The 16,974-nt window shown below is 58.3% G+C and carries 15 protein-coding genes; 11 read left to right on the forward strand and 4 right to left on the reverse strand.

The window, feature by feature from the left end:
• Positions 1-86: 86 nt before the first annotated feature.
• Positions 87-2,525, forward strand: a complete 2,439-nt coding sequence (locus ACZ5PA_RS07535; RefSeq protein ID WP_464929731.1) for a malate synthase — start codon at positions 87-89, stop codon at positions 2,523-2,525.
• Between the two features lie 18 nt (positions 2,526-2,543).
• Here the strand turns inward: ACZ5PA_RS07535 and ACZ5PA_RS07540 are convergent, their stop codons facing one another.
• The 3 genes from ACZ5PA_RS07540 to ACZ5PA_RS07550 all read right to left on the reverse strand — a co-directional run bounded on the left by ACZ5PA_RS07540 (position 2,544) and on the right by ACZ5PA_RS07550 (position 6,069).
• Positions 2,544-3,107: a DJ-1/PfpI family protein gene (locus ACZ5PA_RS07540; RefSeq protein WP_464929732.1), complete on the reverse strand. Its 564-nt coding sequence runs from the start codon at positions 3,105-3,107 to the stop codon at positions 2,544-2,546.
• Between the two features lie 28 nt (positions 3,108-3,135).
• A complete protein-coding gene (locus ACZ5PA_RS07545) occupies positions 3,136-4,260 on the reverse strand; it encodes an alkaline phosphatase family protein (RefSeq protein WP_464929733.1) in 1,125 nt (374 codons plus the stop codon).
• Between the two features lie 108 nt (positions 4,261-4,368).
• Complete coding sequence (locus ACZ5PA_RS07550) at positions 4,369-6,069, reverse strand: FeoB small GTPase domain-containing protein (protein WP_464929734.1); 1,701 nt, start codon at positions 6,067-6,069, stop codon at positions 4,369-4,371.
• A gap of 179 nt (positions 6,070-6,248) precedes the next feature.
• On the opposite strand from ACZ5PA_RS07550, the gene ACZ5PA_RS07555 reads away from it, so the two are divergent.
• The 8 genes from ACZ5PA_RS07555 to ACZ5PA_RS07590 all read left to right on the forward strand — a co-directional run bounded on the left by ACZ5PA_RS07555 (position 6,249) and on the right by ACZ5PA_RS07590 (position 13,830).
• The gene (locus ACZ5PA_RS07555; protein ID WP_464929735.1) at positions 6,249-6,860 is read left to right on the forward strand and encodes a helix-turn-helix domain-containing protein; all 612 of its coding nucleotides are present in this window, start codon (positions 6,249-6,251) and stop codon (positions 6,858-6,860) included.
• 23 nt (positions 6,861-6,883) lie between these two features.
• Positions 6,884-7,087 carry a hypothetical protein gene (locus tag ACZ5PA_RS07560; RefSeq protein WP_464929736.1) on the forward strand — a complete coding sequence of 68 codons (204 nt, stop codon included), beginning with the start codon at positions 6,884-6,886 and terminating at the stop codon, positions 7,085-7,087.
• Positions 7,084-10,611 (forward strand): molybdopterin-dependent oxidoreductase, encoded by a 3,528-nt coding sequence (locus ACZ5PA_RS07565; RefSeq protein ID WP_464929737.1) that lies wholly within the window; start codon positions 7,084-7,086, stop codon positions 10,609-10,611. Before ACZ5PA_RS07560 ends, ACZ5PA_RS07565 begins: the two co-directional genes overlap by 4 nt.
• A gap of 2 nt (positions 10,612-10,613) precedes the next feature.
• Positions 10,614-11,468, forward strand: coding sequence for a 4Fe-4S dicluster domain-containing protein (locus ACZ5PA_RS07570; RefSeq protein WP_464929738.1), 855 nt, complete (start codon positions 10,614-10,616; stop codon positions 11,466-11,468).
• A 33-nt stretch (positions 11,469-11,501) separates the two neighbouring features.
• Positions 11,502-12,233 carry a cytochrome b/b6 domain-containing protein gene (locus ACZ5PA_RS07575; RefSeq protein ID WP_464929739.1) on the forward strand — a complete coding sequence of 244 codons (732 nt, stop codon included), beginning with the start codon at positions 11,502-11,504 and terminating at the stop codon, positions 12,231-12,233.
• 91 nt (positions 12,234-12,324) lie between these two features.
• On the forward strand, positions 12,325-12,789 hold the full coding sequence (locus ACZ5PA_RS07580) for a formate dehydrogenase accessory protein FdhE (RefSeq protein ID WP_464929740.1): 465 nt from the start codon (positions 12,325-12,327) through the stop codon (positions 12,787-12,789).
• Positions 12,779-13,468, forward strand: coding sequence for a formate dehydrogenase accessory sulfurtransferase FdhD (locus ACZ5PA_RS07585; protein ID WP_464929741.1), 690 nt, complete (start codon positions 12,779-12,781; stop codon positions 13,466-13,468). The genes ACZ5PA_RS07580 and ACZ5PA_RS07585 overlap by 11 nt, the downstream gene beginning before the upstream one ends.
• A 116-nt stretch (positions 13,469-13,584) precedes the next feature.
• Complete coding sequence (locus ACZ5PA_RS07590; protein ID WP_464929742.1) at positions 13,585-13,830, forward strand: hypothetical protein; 246 nt, start codon at positions 13,585-13,587, stop codon at positions 13,828-13,830.
• Between the two features lie 89 nt (positions 13,831-13,919).
• Here ACZ5PA_RS07590 and ACZ5PA_RS07595 read toward each other — a convergent pair whose 3' ends face one another.
• Complete coding sequence (locus ACZ5PA_RS07595; RefSeq protein ID WP_464929743.1) at positions 13,920-14,240, reverse strand: hypothetical protein; 321 nt, start codon at positions 14,238-14,240, stop codon at positions 13,920-13,922.
• 66 nt (positions 14,241-14,306) lie between these two features.
• On the opposite strand from ACZ5PA_RS07595, the gene ACZ5PA_RS07600 reads away from it, so the two are divergent.
• Positions 14,307-15,683, forward strand: a complete 1,377-nt coding sequence (locus tag ACZ5PA_RS07600) for a TldD/PmbA family protein (protein ID WP_464929744.1) — start codon at positions 14,307-14,309, stop codon at positions 15,681-15,683.
• Positions 15,680-16,963: a TldD/PmbA family protein gene (locus ACZ5PA_RS07605; RefSeq protein ID WP_464929745.1), complete on the forward strand. Its 1,284-nt coding sequence runs from the start codon at positions 15,680-15,682 to the stop codon at positions 16,961-16,963. Before ACZ5PA_RS07600 ends, ACZ5PA_RS07605 begins: the two co-directional genes overlap by 4 nt.
• The last annotated feature ends 11 nt before the right edge of the window (positions 16,964-16,974 follow it).

The following is a 16,974-nucleotide window of genomic DNA, read 5'->3' on the forward strand; positions in this document are numbered from 1 at the left end:
TATTTTAAAATATTTACTTCGTTTATTGTCGAAAAAGGAAGTATAACCTCATAGAATACTTAAAAATGCGCCTCTTTGTGTTGTCCATGATAGAAATCAATCCTATCGTCAAACGCGAATACGGCGATCTCCTCGGCGAGAAGGTCGTCAACGGCCGCGTGGTCTCGGTCGAGGGACTAATAGAGGAGTTGACCAAGGAGTTGAGGGGGGAGATAGACCGTGTGGTGAGGGCTAGGCGCGAGTGGCTCAACGACAAGAGGCCCGTGAGGGCCAAGGCGGCGTTTCCTTGGGATGAGAAGTTCACGGACGCCGACGGCAACGTCCGCACGTTTAGGGAGATCGTGCAAGGCCTAATAGACAACCTCCTGGGCCGCGACACGCCCTTGCGCTGGGGGCTCAACTGGAACGCGCCCGTGCCGGACGACCTCCACCCGTTGAAGAACCCAGGCCTCGAGATAACGGGGCCGTGGTTCCCCATGAGCAGAGCAATCCACCAAATAAACGCCGACGTGGCGGCGATGATGGAGGACGAGGAGGACGCCTCCCCTGCGTGGTACATACCGCGAGGCTCCGGGCGGACTGTCGCAGCGGTGTGGGAGGCCAGGCGCGTAGTGAACAAGGTATTGCGGGGCGATGTGCCGCAGCCCTACTACGAGGGGGGCAAGGAGTACAAGATAAGGAAGCCGAGGGAGAAGTGGCCGACGCTTATCCACAGGGTACCGGGGCTACATATATTGGACTTCGACATCAGGGTCGACGGAAGGCCCGTCCCCGCCATAATAACCTCCGTGGTGATATATACAGTGAACAACTACGATTTGTTGAAAAAGGCGGGGTCCGGCGTTTACTTCTACATCCCCAAGACGCAGACGCCCGACGAGGCGTTAGTGGTGGAGAAGTTGTTGCGCAGAGTTGAGGACAAGCTAGGGCTGAGGCGGGGGGAGCTCAAGATAGCCGTGCTCTACGAGGAGGCCAGAGCCGGGATATACTTGCCTGTGATCTTCTGGATATGGCGGGAGAGGCTGGTGAAGAGCAACAACGGCCGTTGGGATTACTTGGGCTCTCTGATCGAGATGTGGAAAGACGAGGCGGTGTACCCGGATCCCCAGAACATCACCATGACGCACCCCATCATGATGGCGTACCAGAAGTGGAACGCGCTCGTGTGCCTAATGGCGGGGTTGGACAAAGAGGGGAGGCTAAACGCCGGCCCTGTAGGCGGCATGGCCGCCGTCATGTTGTACAGACAAGACGACCCCTACCAACGCCACCGCTTCAACGCAAGAGCGCTTAGGGCTATTTGGCTGGACAAGCTGAGGGAGAGGCTAATAGGCCTTATCTTCTTTGCCGAGGAGCCCGTGAAGAAGGTCGTCTTAAAGGATATACTGGACGGCAAGGTCAAAGGCAAGCTCTTCGACCTCTTCAGGCAGAGCTGGGTGGCGACGCCGGAGGAGTCCTACGTGAGGGCCGGCAACGAGCCCTTGCGCGCAAGCCTCGAGGAGCTCCAACAGATGATCAACCGCCCCGTCAAGTACGTCGAGGTGGACGGCGTTAGGATACCGGCAGTCGACAGCGGCTTGACGGAGCAAGAGAGGCAGCTCTTCGTGAGGCTCGGCCTCATAGACGAGCAGGGCAACATAACGCCTTGGGTGATAAGGCCCGATATGTTGGACACGCCGGAGAAGCTCATTAACAACCCGGAGCTGTGGGGAGGCAAGGACCTCTGGAGCGCCCTCTTCGAGCCGCCCAAGGGAGACATCACCGCCGAGCACATACAACACGCGTTCTACATGGCCGCCAACTACGGCTTCCAGCTGCTCAACGGCAACCTCGCGGCTGCCATAGACGACTACGAGCTGGGGCAACGTTTCATGAACGACCTGGCCACCTACCGCATATTCTCGACGTGGCTCTGGACCTTGCTCAGACACAACGCGGCGATCACGAAGGACGGGGCCTTCAAAGGACCCGCCAGGACTAGCCTCGGCGTTATACCTGCTGAGGACAGAATAAAGGTTCAAGCGGGGACGCGCTTCACGGAGGAGCTCTTCGACAAGCTGTGGGACCTCCACATGGAGTGGACTCTGGCCTTCTACGACGACTTGGATCGCATAGCCGCCGAGAGGATCTTGTCGAGGTTCGCGGAGAAGGTGAAGAGGGCTATCGCCGATGCCTACAAGGCGGGCCCGTTCAGATACCAGTCGCCGAGAGAGACCGCGAGGAGGATCGTTGGGTCCATCGCCGAGGAGGAGTTGGAGAAAGCCGTCGTGGAGAACCAACCGCGTTTCGATAGGTCCTTCGCGCCCGTCATAATGGAGATCTTGAGGGCTAAGCTCAAGTCGCCCATGTACTTACAACACGGCGGGCGCTTGATCATGGCGCTGGCGCCGTTGCCGGACGAGGAGAGGGACGCCGCGTTGAGGGCGATCTTTACGCAGAGGGAGGAGGTGGAGAGGCTAGTGAGGGAAGGGAAGCTAAAGCCCTACGTCCTCGAGCTCTACGACTACATCCACGACATCAGATAAAAGGAGTAGGGAAAAAATCTATCGCGATTTGAGGAGTTTTATGAACTCCCTCATCCAAGCCGGGTTGTCCGGCCACGCCCTGGCGGTCACCAAGTTCCCGTCCACGACTACCTCTTGGTCGACCCATATGCCGCCGTTGTTCTCCACCTCGGGCTTAACGGCTATGTAACTGGTCATCCTCTTGCCCTTAATGACCCCGGCAACTGCGAGGATCAAGGGGGCGTGACATATAGCCGCGACGGGCTTATTGTGCTCGAAGAAATGCCTCACGATCCTCTTCACGTCCTCCGACGCCACCACCCTCACGTACTCCGGCATCCTCCCGCCCGGTATCACTAGGCCGTCGTACTCCTCGGGCTTTACCTCTGCCAAGGTCTTAGTGACCCACTTGAACAGATACCCCGGCTTCTCGCTGTAGGTCTCCCAGCCGGGCTCGAAGTCGTGTACGACTGTCCTCAAGTCCTTCTTAGAGGGGGCCGCGACGTCTACCTCGAACCCCTCCTCCTTAAGCCTATAGTAGGGGTAGAAGATCTCCAAGGCCTCCACGGCATCTCCAGCTATTATCAATACCTTCTTGGCCATATAGAGTAACGCTTGCTGATTTTTAAGCTTATATCACGACGAGCGGCACGTAGAGCTCGTCCTCGGTCAATCCGCCGTGATGTCCCCTGAACTTCAGAGGGTCCTCGTTCTTGCGCTTGAACAGATAAATCGCGGCTAAGCCTCTGCCGGGCAGTGCTAAATAGTCGCCCAACCTGTCGACGAAGCCGCCCTCGCACGGCCCCCACAAACCGGCCCCGACGGCCTCCTCCTTGGTCATGAGCTGGAATTCGCCGTGGTTGGCCAGAAGGGCCTCGAGGCCGCGCCTGTCTATCGACGTCTTCAAGTGCAGCGATCTCGGATCGCCGAATGGAGGCGCCTCCAGAGCCCTCAACAGCTCGGAGTCCTTGGTCAAGTCCTCGTTGCGGGATATCTCCTCGTGGCCGTGGTCTGCAGTCAACAAGACGTCAGCGCCTTTGAGGTGCCGCTCGGCGAGCTTCAAAACGTCGTCGAGGAGGCCCTCGGCCGTCGCCGTAGCCTCTTCCGAGCGGGGGCCGTATTTATGCTCCACGCTGTCTATGGTGGGGATGTAGACGTAGGCCAGAGCCGCGTCGTGTTGGCTTAGGAAGCGGCCTGCGTTTATCAAGGCGTCGTGGTGGGAGACGTACTCGAACACCTCGGCCCCCTCGTAGAGAATTCTGCTGATCCCTCCGTTGAGGCCTCTCGGGAGGAGGACCCGCGATTTCACCCCGGCCTTTGCCATATCGGCGAATATTGTGGGGGCGCGGAAAAGCGCCTTGAGCTCGTATCCGGCGTTGTGGAGGCCGTCCCTCTCGCCCAACATAGGGCTCATTGTGAGGGCGTCCACGACGGCGCCCGCCTCCTTCAAGTAGAAGCTCCAGGCCACGACGCCGTGTTGGCAAGGGGCGAGGCCAGTTGAGAGCGTGGTCAACGCGGACGCCGTGGTCGAGGGGAAGACCGTGGATATCCTATAAACTCCTCTGAACTTATCGGCGGCCGCCACCCTCGAGAACAAATTGAATCCCAAGCCGTCCAGCAACACTAAGGCGATCCTCCTCGAGGAGACGCCCAGGTCGAACTTAAGGGGAGGTCCCCTCTCCGGCAACCCGAAGTGGGCCAAGAGCGAGTTGGACAAGGAGTTCAGACCCCCTCCAGCGTAGTCGGGCCTCTCCATGAATGCGATACGGCTTTGTAAAAAATGATTTACGCGGGAGAGGCGGTACAGTTCGTCGAACGCGAGCGGGCATGCGACGCGCCCTCTAAGGAGACGCCCCGGCCAGGACTAAATTATTAAGGTTATGTAGTATACTACGTAGGCGGCTGCGAGGCCCAACGCCAGCTGGATGGCCAGGGAGGCCAGCGTCGCGCGCCATCCCACTAGCTTTATCAAGGACGAGGTAGTCGCTATGCAGGCGGAGTAGACGGCCAGGAACACCAACAACGCGAGAACGGAGGGCAGGGATAGGCTGGGCAGAAGCGCCGTGGCGCCGAGGGCCTCCATAAAGCCCCACACGACCTCCTTGAAGATATAGCCGGCTATAAGCGACGCCGAGATCTGCCACGGTATGCCGAGAGGCGCGAGAACGGCGCCGAGGTGCTCGCCGGCTATCGCCATCCACGAGTCGGCCGGGCTCGCGGCGAGGCCGCCGGGCCCAAACGCCGTCAAGGGCCATAGGACGGACGGCAAAAGCGCTATCAACAAGCCGGCCTTCTTGAAGAAGTCCTTGAAGTAGTGCCAGATCTTAATCGCGTAGATATTCCAGTTGGGCAACATCAGAGGAGTAGGCGGGAGCCCCTCGACGCGGGGCCTCGCGCGGAGGGCCCTACTGTATATGGCAGAGGCCGCCAGTATGATAAGGGCCGAGACCGCGTAGGGGATGAACACGGCAAAGGGCACTAGGTACGGCCTTTCGGCCAACGCCGCCGTCGCTATGGCCACGAACAAGGAGAGCCTAGCCGCGCAAGGCACGTACGGCACGAGGAGCGCCGTCAAGAGCCTATTGCCCCTCCCCCACATGACCTTAGTGATGGAGAGCGCTGGGACGTTGCAGATGCCGCCCACGGCTAGGCAGAGGAGGCCTCTGCCCGGCACGCCGAGCGCGACCAGCTTGGACTCGACGGCCCTCGTCAATGCGCCTATGATCCCCGTCTCCTCGTAAAAGACCACGATGACCAAGGCCACCAACACGTAGGGCAAGAAGCCCACCAACGCCGATATGCCGGTCCAAAGGCCGTCGACGAGAAACGACGTAAGCAAGGGGGGAAGACCCGCAGAGGAGATCAGCTCCGGGACCGCGTCGAGGTAGCGCTCCAGCGTCGGGAGCAAGCCCGGCGCTTGTCCTCCCCAGGGGAGGATCCCCTCTAAGGCCGCCATCAACAACAACACAGTGGCCGTGGAGATGGCGAAGAGGGCTAAGGCGGCGGCCCAGGGCCTCGAGAATATCGCGCCGGCCACTCTAGCCGTAGGCCTCAAGGGGATCTCGACGGGCTTAACGGGCGTGGGCCCCCTCGGATCCCACTTCTTTAGGAACTCGACGAGCTCCGCAACGCCGGTGCGCTTGACGGCGGACGTGTAGAAGACGGGGACTCCCATCTCGGCGGCGAGGGTCTTGGCGTCCACCTCGGGCTTTCCGATATCCGACATGTTCAAGACAAACGCCACCGGCTTGTGTTTGCTCACGATCTCGGCCAACTCCAACGCCTCCCTCAATGCGTGCGGAGCGCCGACTACGATAACAGCGTCATATGAGTCCTTGAGGGCCGCGTCGAGCGCCAGCTTCTCGTCCTCGTCTCTGGGATTGCGCGGGTTGAACACGCCTGGGAGATCCACTATCTCCACGTCCGTCCACTTGATTCTGCCCACGTTTATCTCTAAGGTCGTGCCGGGGTAATTCGCCGTCTTGACGTATCGCCCAGTGAGCGCGAAGAACAACGCCGACTTCCCCACGTTGGGAGGGCCCAAGAGCGCTATCCTCTTGGCCACGCGTTGTTAACGATGTTAACTATTTAAGCCTTTCTAATCGATTGGAGATATCGGAAGCAATATTAACATAGTAAATACAATGAACACGAACTCAGTTCTTGGAGAAAATGTGTGTATCAATTCCCGTACCGATAACGAGATAGCGATAGTCTTAAGAACATAATTTTCATTATCCATAAATGCTTTACAGAAGCGACGCGCCCTCGAAGCGCCTCGGCCTCCTCAAGGAAGTTGTAGCCAGATATCCGGCGAGCAGATATGAGATAGCCAAATCGGCGGGTATGCCTACTTCCACGGCATATTACGAGCTGGCGCATCTTGAGAGGGATGGTTACGTGGCCGTGGACGAAGACGGCATAGTGCACCCGCGCTTGAAAGGCTTAGTAAAGTACGTAGCCGCGTTCGGTTGCGATACCTCGGTGATGTTAGCCGCCAAGCACAAGTACGGCATTGACTTCGGGCCAGGCCTCTGTAAACTGCTGAATAAGTTAACGCCCTACTGGTCGGTTTTGAACGACAACCTCCTAGAGGCGCTCCTTAAGCTCGCGAAGGGACCTGAGGAGCTTGTAGAATTAGCAAGGCAAGATGAAGATCTAGCCGACACGATAGCGAAAATAATAGCGGAATATTTCCCCGCCTTTAATTACGATGGACATAAGGGGCTCCTAATAGTGTACGGCGGCGACGTCCTGTTCGCTGGATACTGTAAGCTATGTGCTCGCTATGTGGTGGATAGATGTAAGCTCTTTGAGCCAACTTTCAATTACAAGGAGACTTTGAATAAGGCGTAAATAAAAGGTGCTTAAGGCGCCTAGTGGATAGGGCGGATATGCCTTCGAATATAGTGAGGAAGCAACTCCAAGATTTCCATAAAGTATATGAGGCCGAGTTGCGGCTTATCGGCGAGAGTGTAAGCGGGCTTTACGGTCTTATGAACAGCGAGCCCGATTACAGCTGCTTCGCAGCCAAGAAGATATTCGGGAAGAGGGACAAAAACTGGGGATCCGCCAAGCTATGACGGCCACGATATCTCGTAGAGGTCTGTTGAAGATCTCGGCTATAGCCGCGTTGGCGTTGGGGCTCCCCTCGGCCGCGCAGACTCCTTTTATCCAACAGAAGACCACGTGGACTCTCGGCGAGATCGGAGGGAAGCTAGGCCTCAAGAGCGCCAGAGTAACGCCGACGATATGCACGTTCTGCTCCATGGGATGTTCCATAGACTTCTACACCGACGGTTCCAACATAATCTGGACCTCGGGCTCTCCGGACTCCTACATAAACTGGGGCGCCTTATGCCCTAAGGGCAAGGCGGCCTATCAGATCGTCGATAACCAGCAGAGGTTGGACTCCCCCATGATAAGGACAGGCCCTAAGCCGCCTCCAGACGAGATCCTCAACGCGAAGACTTGGGACGACTTAGTGGCTCTCTTGAAGAAATACCCGCCGCAGTGGGAGAAGGTGTCTTGGGAGCAAGCGTTTACCTATATAGCCAACAAACTAGCCTCGATCCTCAACGAGTGGCGTAGTTCGACCGGGGCGCCGATACAAAACGACGGCTACTACTACGTGGGCGCCCAAAACCCCGTCATGCTCATAGGCTCCTCGATAGTCACAAACGAGGAAGCCTATTTGTCCAGAAAACTGGCCGCGTTTCTGGGCACTTCCAACACAGACTCAGAGTACAGGAAATGCCACTCGTCCACGGTGACCGCGTTGGCGTTGACCTACGGCTGGGGCGCCGAGACGGCCAGCATAGAAGACGTGGCGCTCGCCGATGTGGTCCTCTTCTTCTCGAACCCGGCTGAGGCCCACCCGTTGTCTTTCTATTACTTCAAGAAAGGCCAAAAGGAGAGGGGCACTATCCTCATCGCGTTGAACCCCAACTACAGCAGGACTGTTGCGGCCAGCGACATCTGGATACCGTTTAGGCCCGGCACCGACACTGCTATACTGAACTACATCCTCCATTACGCCTTCTTCGAGAGGAACCCGCCCATAGACCAACTCCCGGAGTTCCAGAGGCTTATGTCCCAGAGGTGGAACATCACGCAAGACGACCTAGACGACTTAAAGGCGATGGTCTCGGAATACGACGCCCAGACGGTGTCCAATATAACCGGAATTCCCGTGGACATGTTGAGGACCCTCGCCCAGATATACGTAGAGAACAGCGGCGTCGTCACGGGACACAAGAAACACGGAGTGATACAGTGGGCCATGGGCATGACGCAACACACAGACGCCGTGTTGAGCATAATCAGAGCCGCCGCCATAGTCCAACTGTTGCTGGGCAACGTAGGCTATCCCGGCGGAGGCACCCACCCGTTCCGCGGCCACAGCAACGTGCAGGGAGCCACCGACGTTCAAGGAGGCGGCTTGGGCGTGTTGCCAGGATACCACGCCCCTCCGTCTAGCTCCTTCGACGTCAGGGTGTACCAAGACTGGAAATTACAGGGGATGCCGGACGCTTGGAGTTGGGAAGTGCCGCAGTGGGCCGTCAGCAAGCTGGGGACCTCTGCGCCATCTAAGGGCTCTGCAGACGTCACTAAGATCCTCACGGTCTTCAACTTCTACGGATGGCGCCGCTTCGAGCTGCTCTGGGGCATCTACTGCGGCACGGTTCCGCCCGACGACCCGGTCAACGGAAAGGTCGTCTGCGACATTCCCTTCGGCACCGGGGCCTCCGAGACCACGTTCCCCAGCAAGGTGTTGCAAGGCAGCATCAAGGCCGCGTTTATATTCGGCGAGAATCCCGCGGTGACCGACCCCAACGTGAAGGTCACCATGGCGGCCCTATCGTCGTTGCAGTTGTTGGTCGTCAGCGACATATTCGAGACCGAGACCGCTTGGTTCGCCGACGTGGTGCTCCCGGCGGCCTCTTTCGCCGAGAAGGAGGGGACTAAGACGGACGGCAACAGAGTGATTCAGTGGAGCTGGCGCGCGGTGTCTCCGAGGGGCCAATCGAGGCCTGATTACTGGATAATTACGAACTTATACAAGTATTTGAGGAAAGCCGGCGCTATATTGCTGCCTAGCGAGGCCGCCGGCCTTAAATCTGAGCAGGTCAAGTTTAGGAAGAAGGGCCAATTAGTCTTCGTCTACGAGAGGCCGTTGAGGCCCGACTACTCCTGGGACTACTCGGGCGGGACAGGGGCCGCCCAGCCGATATCGGATATAGAGGCCGAGGTCAACCCGAGGATCATAAACAAGGAGATAAACTTCTCCACGTTCCTCTACCAAGGAATATACGATCCTGTAAGGGACTCCTTCACGACGATGAGGCGCGACAACTCCCTCAGAAAGCCGGGCGAGATAGACGGCGTTTTCAGCTCTACGTTCAAGGTGTACAAGAACTGGGGCTGGTCGTGGCCTATGAACGTCCGATTCATGTACAACTACGACTCGCTTGAGGTAATACTGGGCAAGCCCGACGTGATAACGGCCGCTGGGAGGCAGTGGACCGTCACCGGCGAGACCGGCGAGATAATCGACGAGTACACGGGCGAATATAGGCCGGCCTTTGTGCCCGGCCATAACTTCTTCGTTCCGAGGTCCTTCAAGAGGAGGCTCAGCGGAGTCGCGGACCTCTTCGGCGGCCTCGACTTAATGACGTTCATACGCACGGGCCAGATGAACTTCCTAGGGAAATTCGTGGTGGAGACAGACAACGGCGTGCAAGTCCTAGACTTCGACTCCTTCGCCTCTCAGACCGGGATGAAATACCTATGGGCCAACGATACGCTGTATTGGGACCAAGACACCTTGTCGATCAAGGCGTTCCTCAAGAGGATCTTCTACAGCGGCGTGGGGTGGAGGCAGTTCAAGCCCACTTACGAGAAGATGAGGAGCTTGTTGAGACAATACTATCAACAACTAGGAGATTTGAAAGCGGCCACGCTCAAGGTGATACAAGACATGGGCGGTTGGTATAAGGGCTATACCTTCCAATGGCCTATACATGCAGAGCCCGTCGAGTCGCCCATAGTCGACATGGCCATACAGTACCCGACTCTGGCGTGGCTCAACCCTTACAATCTAGACGTGCTGAACCAACAACCGAGTATATTACAAGGCAAGATGGTGGGAGTGGCTTTAGAGCCTAAGGAGTTGCAGTCCATGCTGCAACAGTTAGGCATAAGCGGGGTGACCGTGGTGGTAACATCGAACCGCTTGACGGAGACTTGGCACAGCGGCTCCATGAACCGCCGCATGCCGGACCTCGCCGAACTGGTGCCGAGGCCCTTCGCGATCATATCGAAAAAGCTGGCGCAACAAATCGGCGTAAACACGGGCGATTACGTGGAGATCTGGACTGCCCGCGGTGGCATAAAGGTCAGGGCCTACGTCACAGACGGCGAGGCTTACCTCAACGTGGATGGCCAACAAGTGCCCGTGGTCAACGTGCTCTGGTCGTGGAGCTTCGAGGGGCCGGAGGCTGGGCCGTCGGGCAACTTCATCTCGCCGGATGTCGTGGACCCGGTGACGACTATACAAGAGACTAAGGCCTGGCTTGGGGTGATAAGAAAAGCCTCTGGCGTGTAGCCATGGTCGCCATAAACCCGCCCCCTGCCAACGAGGGCTACGCCGTTCTTGTAGATATAGATAAGTGTATAGGTTGCAGGGCATGTCAAGTTGCCTGTAAGGAATGGAACGGCAGAGGCCCCACCGAGACGACGTTTAGCCCCACGTTCACGAACCCGCCAACCTTCACCGCGAACGACTGGAAGGTCGTGTTCTTCTACGAGGGCACAACTAAGAAGGGCTTGTCGACCCCTGCGGGCGAGCTCGTCTTCGAGCAAGTGGACATAGCTCCGTTGCCGGCGCAGTGCCTCCACTGCGTAAACCCGCCGTGCGCTAGGGCGTGCCCGTCCGGCGCCATATCAGTGACGCCTGAGGGTGCCGTCGTGATAAATAAGGATCAATGCATAGGGTGCGGCTTCTGCGAGAACGCGTGTCCCTACGACGTGCCCAGAAGGGGATCGGACGGTAAGTATTACAAGTGCACCTTCTGCGTGGACAGGATACAAAACGGCGAGAGGCCCGCGTGCGTCGAGGTCTGCCCCACCGGCGTCTTCACCTTTGGACCCGCCTCCCAGATAATCCAGTTAGCCCAATCGGAAGCCGCTAAGGGCAGGACTGTGTACGGGCTCGGCTTGAGCCAATACGTCGGAGGCCAAGTCCGCTGGATATACGTCTCATCAGATAGGAGGGCCTTCGCGATAAGCCAACACTTCCCGAAAGACGCCGTGGTCGCCACCAACGAGGCGAGGGAGATATTGAAGGAGATAGTGCCGCCGCTTGCTCTCGTGGGCGCCGTGGGGTTGACGATTATCGGAGTGGCCTCGTGGCGCAAATCTCGTATAGAAGAGCAAAAATCTATTCAACAACAAAAGGCATAGTAAATTTTTTAAACTCAAAATCTCTATTATAATATGGCTAGTATAAATAATGAAAAAGAAATAGAGGTGGCGTCCCTCGGCTACAGGCTCGCCCACGGGCTCAACTTAGTGTTGATTACGTTATTGGCGATTACGGGGTCCATGTTGTTGTTCCCCGAGTTGATGAGCTGGATGAGCTACGCAGTGGGCGCCCCGCTCGCCGCCCTCTTGGGGAGTCCCTACCCAGTATCGGTGGGGGAGGAGTTGGCGCGCTCGTCGCATAGGTTCCTCGGCGAGATATGGGGCGTTTTACTGATAGTCTATGCTGTATATCTGTTGGCCTTTAGAAGGATCCACGTCTTCGACGCGTTGAGGAAGCCCTTGAGCCAACAGATAAGGGAAGCGAAAGCGTTGGCCAATCACTACGTGTTCGGCAAGCCGCTTCCCGAGGACGTGGCCAAGAGCTTGGAGAGACACAACGTATTGGCAGCCTACATAACTATAGTATTGGTAGTGGGGATAGTGTTGTTGTCGATCAGCGGAGTCCTCCTTGTATACAGCAACGCCCTCGGGCTGAGCGTTGCCGTTTTCAGAGATTTGTTGATGCTACACGATATTGGGTTCTATCTAGTGTTGTTGTTCATATTCTTCCATCTATTCGCTGTGCTACATCCGGCTAGTAGGCCTTTGTTGAATGCCATGTTCGGCTACGGTAAGGTGGCCTTGGAGTGGGCTCAGAGGCATATGCCCAATTATCTGAAACATGTCAAGAGAAGCGATAATTAGAGCTGTCTGCGGAGACGACGAGGAGTGCAGAAGGGGGCTTTCGGAGGCCCCCAAAGAGGCGGCCGAGTTTTTCTCAAGCCTCTCCTCTTTTATGCCGGTGCTAGAGTCTATCGAGTCGCCGTTGATAGAACGCGTGATGAACTTATCTTCGGCGGAGGTCCTAATAGGCGACAAGGATCTAGCGCGTTTGGCCGTAGCCCGGAGGCTGGCCCAACTATACGGCGAAAGATTTCGAGAATGGGAGGGCGATAGGTGCCCCATCTGCGGCGCGGTGCCCGTGTTGTTCTTAGTCAAACGCGAGCCCGGGGCCCTCTTCGAAGGCCGGGCTAAATACGCCAAATGTGTCTGCGGCTTCACGTGGCGTTATAAATGGTGGCGGTGCCCGAAATGCGGCGCTGAGGGGAGGGAGAACTTCGACGTGATGTACAAGGAGGATATGAAGGGCGTCTTCTTCCATAAATGCAAGAGGTGCGGGCACGTCCACGTGGAGGTAAACGACGAGATAGACGAGGTGGCCGAGTACGGGCTCAGGATCTTGGCCAGATATGTGGCGTGAGGTCAAGGGCTTTAGAATCGCCGTGGATCGCTTGATAGAGATATACGTCAACGAGAAGTTAGCGGCCACGCTGGTGGCCACGCCGATTGAGCTAGAGGAGCTTGCTCTGGGCTACCTATACGCCGAGGGCTACGTCGAGTCGTTGGAAGACGTCGCGGAGATATCGGTCGAGGACAACGCCGTGAGGGCGAGGATAGCCGGCTCGCCCCGCATCGCGTCGACAGTCCTAGACGAATGCGGCGGAGTGGGGATATCCAACAAGCGCAAACTAGTGGAGGTCCAAATAACCGAGGAGCAGCTCAGATCTCTGGCGTCCGAGTTCGGCAAGTTGACCATGCCCTCGATAGAGCCGTCCTTGGCCATGCACACGTCGGCCCTCCTCAACGGCGAATGGACGGTGGCGCACGACGTGAGCAGACACAGCTCTGTGTTGAAGCTGGTCGGGAAAGCCCTCAAGAAGGGCTTAAGGGGCGGCGTGGTCTTCACGACGGGCCGGGCCTCTTCCGACATGGTGATCAGAGCGGCGTCGATGGGCGCCTCGATCGTGGTGAGCTTGAGAGGGCCGCTTTACAGCGGCATCGAGGCCGCTTGCAAGCTGGGCGTAACGTTGGTGGCCAACGTGAGGGGCAAGGGCTTTGTAGCGCTCTGCAACGAGCAGAGGATCCTAAGAGAACATTAAAATGCAACAATCGGCGATTACATGGCGAAGTTCTACGAGCTCTTCAACGCCGTCGTTGAGCCGTTGTTTGTACTAACCGCAGATCCGAGAACAGCGATTGTTCGAACTGCGGCGATATGAGCGAGAAGACGCGCGGAATGTTGAAATCGTTCGGCGTGAGCGTCACGACTTACGAGGAGGCTATGAGGAAGCTCATAGAATCGGCGCGTTTTAAGGATCCCGCCGAGGTTCTGGAGGAGGCCTTGAGGCTAAACATGGAGATGGCGAGGAGGCTCGCCGAGACTGTCGAGTTCGTAGAGGAGATGCAATCGAGGCTCGTGGAGGAGCTTTTAAACGAGATCAGAAAAGGGCGGAGCCCTTAAGGCGACTTTCGGCGACGTAATCGCCTATTTCGAAAAACGACTTGGCTTTTAGGAACGGGCCGACGTTGCGGCGAGGACCGAAAGCGCCCTCATGTAGGCCAACGCCCCGTCGCGGCGAAGTACATCTCGGCGAACTCTCGTCGATTCGGCGGCCTTCCGTTTGAGGCGAAAAAGCTCAAGAGCAAGCCCTTGAGGAGGTCCCACTCGTCGGGCTCTACGGGGTATGAGCCGAACGGCGTCCTCAACGTCCCGCCGGAGGCCTCGGCCTCGAAGTTTCCGATCGCCACGGCGCGGTCGTCTATCGTTAGCCTCAGACCCATAGACGCCGCTTTTCGTCTGGCGTTCTCCAAGACGACAGGCGTGGAGTCCTCGCCGAATCTGTGCTTATCCCGCTGGTCTATGACGGACACGAGGACGTCCCCGAGCTGCTAAAAAAGCTTTTCGAAAAACTTTATAGCGAATTCCGCGGCGTTTTTATGGACGAGGTTATAAGAAAGGCCGTCGACTTCGGCCTATCCCTAGGCGCTAAGTACGTTGAGGTGAGGTGGCAATCTGACGAGGGCAGATGGGCGGGATTCCGCAACGGCGAGTTCGAGTTCTCGGGCTCGACGCGGCTGGCCGGATTCTCGGTGAGGGCCATAGCCGAAGGCGGGTTGGGCTTCGCGGCGACGCCCAGGACCGGCCTTCAAGATCTGCTCTCGGCCGTGGAGAGGGCCGTCAAGTTGGCCAAGGCGGCGGGGAGGATGAGGAGGAGGCCCGTCGAGCTCTCCGAGGAGAGGCTCGCCGCCGTCAAGTACGAGCTCCCGCCCATAGAGCTCGAGCTCGAGCGGTATCTGGCCGAGCTGGACTCCCGCGTCGACAAGAGGGTGTCGATCCGGCGCTTCGTGGGCGGCGTGTGGACCACGGAGAAGAGGATAGTGACGAGCGACGGCGCTGACGTATACAGCAAGATCCCGAGGGTCTTCGTATTCGGCGTGTTGATCGCCCACGAGCCGTCGAGGGGCAGCCTCCAGAGGGACGTCTCGGCGGGAGGCACATCGGCGAGGTCGTTGGAGGGCTTCGAGGATTTCGTCGAGGAGGAGTCCAGAAAGGCAGCGGACCTCTTGGACAAGGCGAGGCCGATACCCCCCGGCAGATACGACGTGGTATTCTCGCCGGAGATGGCGGGCATATTCGTGCACGAGTCCATAGGGCATCCACTCGAACTGGACAGGATATTCGGGAGGGAGGGCGCCGAGGCCGGCGAGTCCTACGTGAGGCCGCAGAGCTTGAGGGTCGAGGTGGGGAGCGAGCTGGTCAACGTGGTGGACGACCCGACGATCCCTGGCACGTATGGGTTCTACCTAGTCGACGAGGAGGGCGTGCCGGCGAGGCCTAAACAGCTCGTCAGAAGGGGGCGGGTCGAGGAGTTCATAACCAATAGGCAATACGCCGCCGTGATAGGGGCGCGCAGCAACGCCGCGGCTAGGGCGTCCGCGTTCGACAGAGAGCCCATACCTCGTATGTCCAACACGTACTTGGCGCCGGGCGACTGGAGGCCGGAGGAGATCATAAAGGACACGCGGCGCGGCGTATACGTCGTGTCGTACACGGAGTGGAACATCGACGACAAGCGGCAAGCGGGGAGGTACGGCTTCTTCGAGGCCTATTTGATAGAGAACGGAGACCTCAAGGAGCCGGTCAAGGGCTTCTTGGAGGTCGACACCAAGGAGCTCTGGAGCAACGTCGACGCCGTGGGCCGCGACTTTAAGCTCTTCGTGGGGACGTGCGGCAAGGGCAATCCATCGCAAGGAGTGCCGGTGACCATGGGAGGCCCCACGTTTAGGAGCAGGAACCTACTGGTGGCGCCATGATCCTCAAGCTCGTCGAGAGGCTAGTCGACGAGGCCGCCTTGGTCAAGGTAGAGTCCGAGAACTACTTAGTGAGGTTCGCCAACGACGAGATCACCGCGTTTAAGTCTTGGGCAACGACGGAGTTCAGCCTCTATCTGGCCAAGGGCAAGAGGATCTCCATCGTCTCCTTCACGGGGGAGCCGGATGTCAAAACGGTGGACGAGGCCGTGAAGCGCCTCGAGAAGTTGCCGGAGGACCCGCTCTACGCGCCGCTCAAGCCGCAGCCGCCTCCTCCGAGGGAGGAAAGGGAGGAGGACTTCGAGAAACTCGCCGACATCGCGGCCGAGGCCATATCGGCGGCCAACGGCGTCGAGAGAAACGCCGGCGCCGTGCAGTTGACCTATCTCTGTTTCGAGTACGAGGACGTCCACGGAGGCCGCGGGAAGTATTGCGTCAATAGGTCCTACCTCACCGTCCGCTCCTTCAAGGGCGAATTGGCCGCCACGGCGGCGAGCGCGGCGCGTAGGCCCTCGGAGCTTAGGCCGAAGGAGGCCGGCCGATCTAACGCGGAACTGCTCGGGCTCGCGGCCGGGCTCCCCGCCGAGGACGTGGAGCCGGGCAAGCACAAGTTGTTGCTATCCCCGCTAGTGTTCGGCCACTTGATAGGGGAGGCCGCGTCGATTTGGCTCGCCGCTGGCAGCGTACTCGCGGGCTCCTCCAGGTACGGGCCCGGCGATCTCGGCAAAACGGTCGCCTCGGAGGCCTTGACGCTCGAGGACGTGACCGCGGAGGAGGGCGCGTACGGCTTCACGCCGTTGGACTACGAGGGCAACGCTGTGAGGCGGGTCGAGCTGATAAGACGCGGCGTCTTGGCCGGGTTCCTCCACAACAACAGGACTGCGGCCAAGCTCGGCGCCTCCACGACGGGCCACGCGCTCAGGGGATGGATCATGCCGACGCCCGGGCACGTGATGGCGAGGCCGGGCGATGGGCCTAAGGATCTGCAAGGCCTATTAGCCGAGCTGGGCACTGGCTATTACGTCCACAACAACTGGTACACGCGCTATCAGAACGTCAAGATAGGCCAGTTCTCGACAGTGGGCAGAGATGTGGTGCTCGTGGTGCGAGGCGGTAAGCCGACGGCGATCGTCAAGCATATGAGGATAGCGGATACGCTCGAGAACATACTGAGGGGGATTTCGTTGTTATCGGGCGAGGCCGAGCAGATATATTGGTGGGATATGCCGGTGGCCGCCACCGCGCCTTATGCCGTCGTGGAGAACGTAGGAGTAGTCAAGTAATCGATAAATAG

It is taken from the genome of Thermoproteus thermophilus (assembly GCF_055392855.1).

Bases quoted from the DNA above. Each gene is read 5' to 3' on its own strand.
- ACZ5PA_RS07535 (WP_464929731.1), top strand. From the start codon at position 87: ATGATAGAAATCAATCCTATCGTCAAACGCGAATACGGCGATCTCCTC.
- ACZ5PA_RS07540 (WP_464929732.1), bottom strand. From the start codon at position 3,107: ATGGCCAAGAAGGTATTGATAATAGCTGGAGATGCCGTGGAGGCCTTG.
- ACZ5PA_RS07545 (WP_464929733.1), bottom strand. From the start codon at position 4,260: ATGGAGAGGCCCGACTACGCTGGAGGGGGTCTGAACTCCTTGTCCAAC.
- ACZ5PA_RS07555 (WP_464929735.1), top strand. From the start codon at position 6,249: ATGCTTTACAGAAGCGACGCGCCCTCGAAGCGCCTCGGCCTCCTCAAG.
- ACZ5PA_RS07565 (WP_464929737.1), top strand. From the start codon at position 7,084: ATGACGGCCACGATATCTCGTAGAGGTCTGTTGAAGATCTCGGCTATA.
- ACZ5PA_RS07570 (WP_464929738.1), top strand. From the start codon at position 10,614: ATGGTCGCCATAAACCCGCCCCCTGCCAACGAGGGCTACGCCGTTCTT.
- ACZ5PA_RS07575 (WP_464929739.1), top strand. From the start codon at position 11,502: ATGGCTAGTATAAATAATGAAAAAGAAATAGAGGTGGCGTCCCTCGGC.
- ACZ5PA_RS07580 (WP_464929740.1), top strand. From the start codon at position 12,325: ATGCCGGTGCTAGAGTCTATCGAGTCGCCGTTGATAGAACGCGTGATG.
- ACZ5PA_RS07585 (WP_464929741.1), top strand. From the start codon at position 12,779: ATGTGGCGTGAGGTCAAGGGCTTTAGAATCGCCGTGGATCGCTTGATA.
- ACZ5PA_RS07590 (WP_464929742.1), top strand. From the start codon at position 13,585: ATGAGCGAGAAGACGCGCGGAATGTTGAAATCGTTCGGCGTGAGCGTC.
- ACZ5PA_RS07600 (WP_464929744.1), top strand. From the start codon at position 14,307: ATGGACGAGGTTATAAGAAAGGCCGTCGACTTCGGCCTATCCCTAGGC.
- ACZ5PA_RS07605 (WP_464929745.1), top strand. From the start codon at position 15,680: ATGATCCTCAAGCTCGTCGAGAGGCTAGTCGACGAGGCCGCCTTGGTC.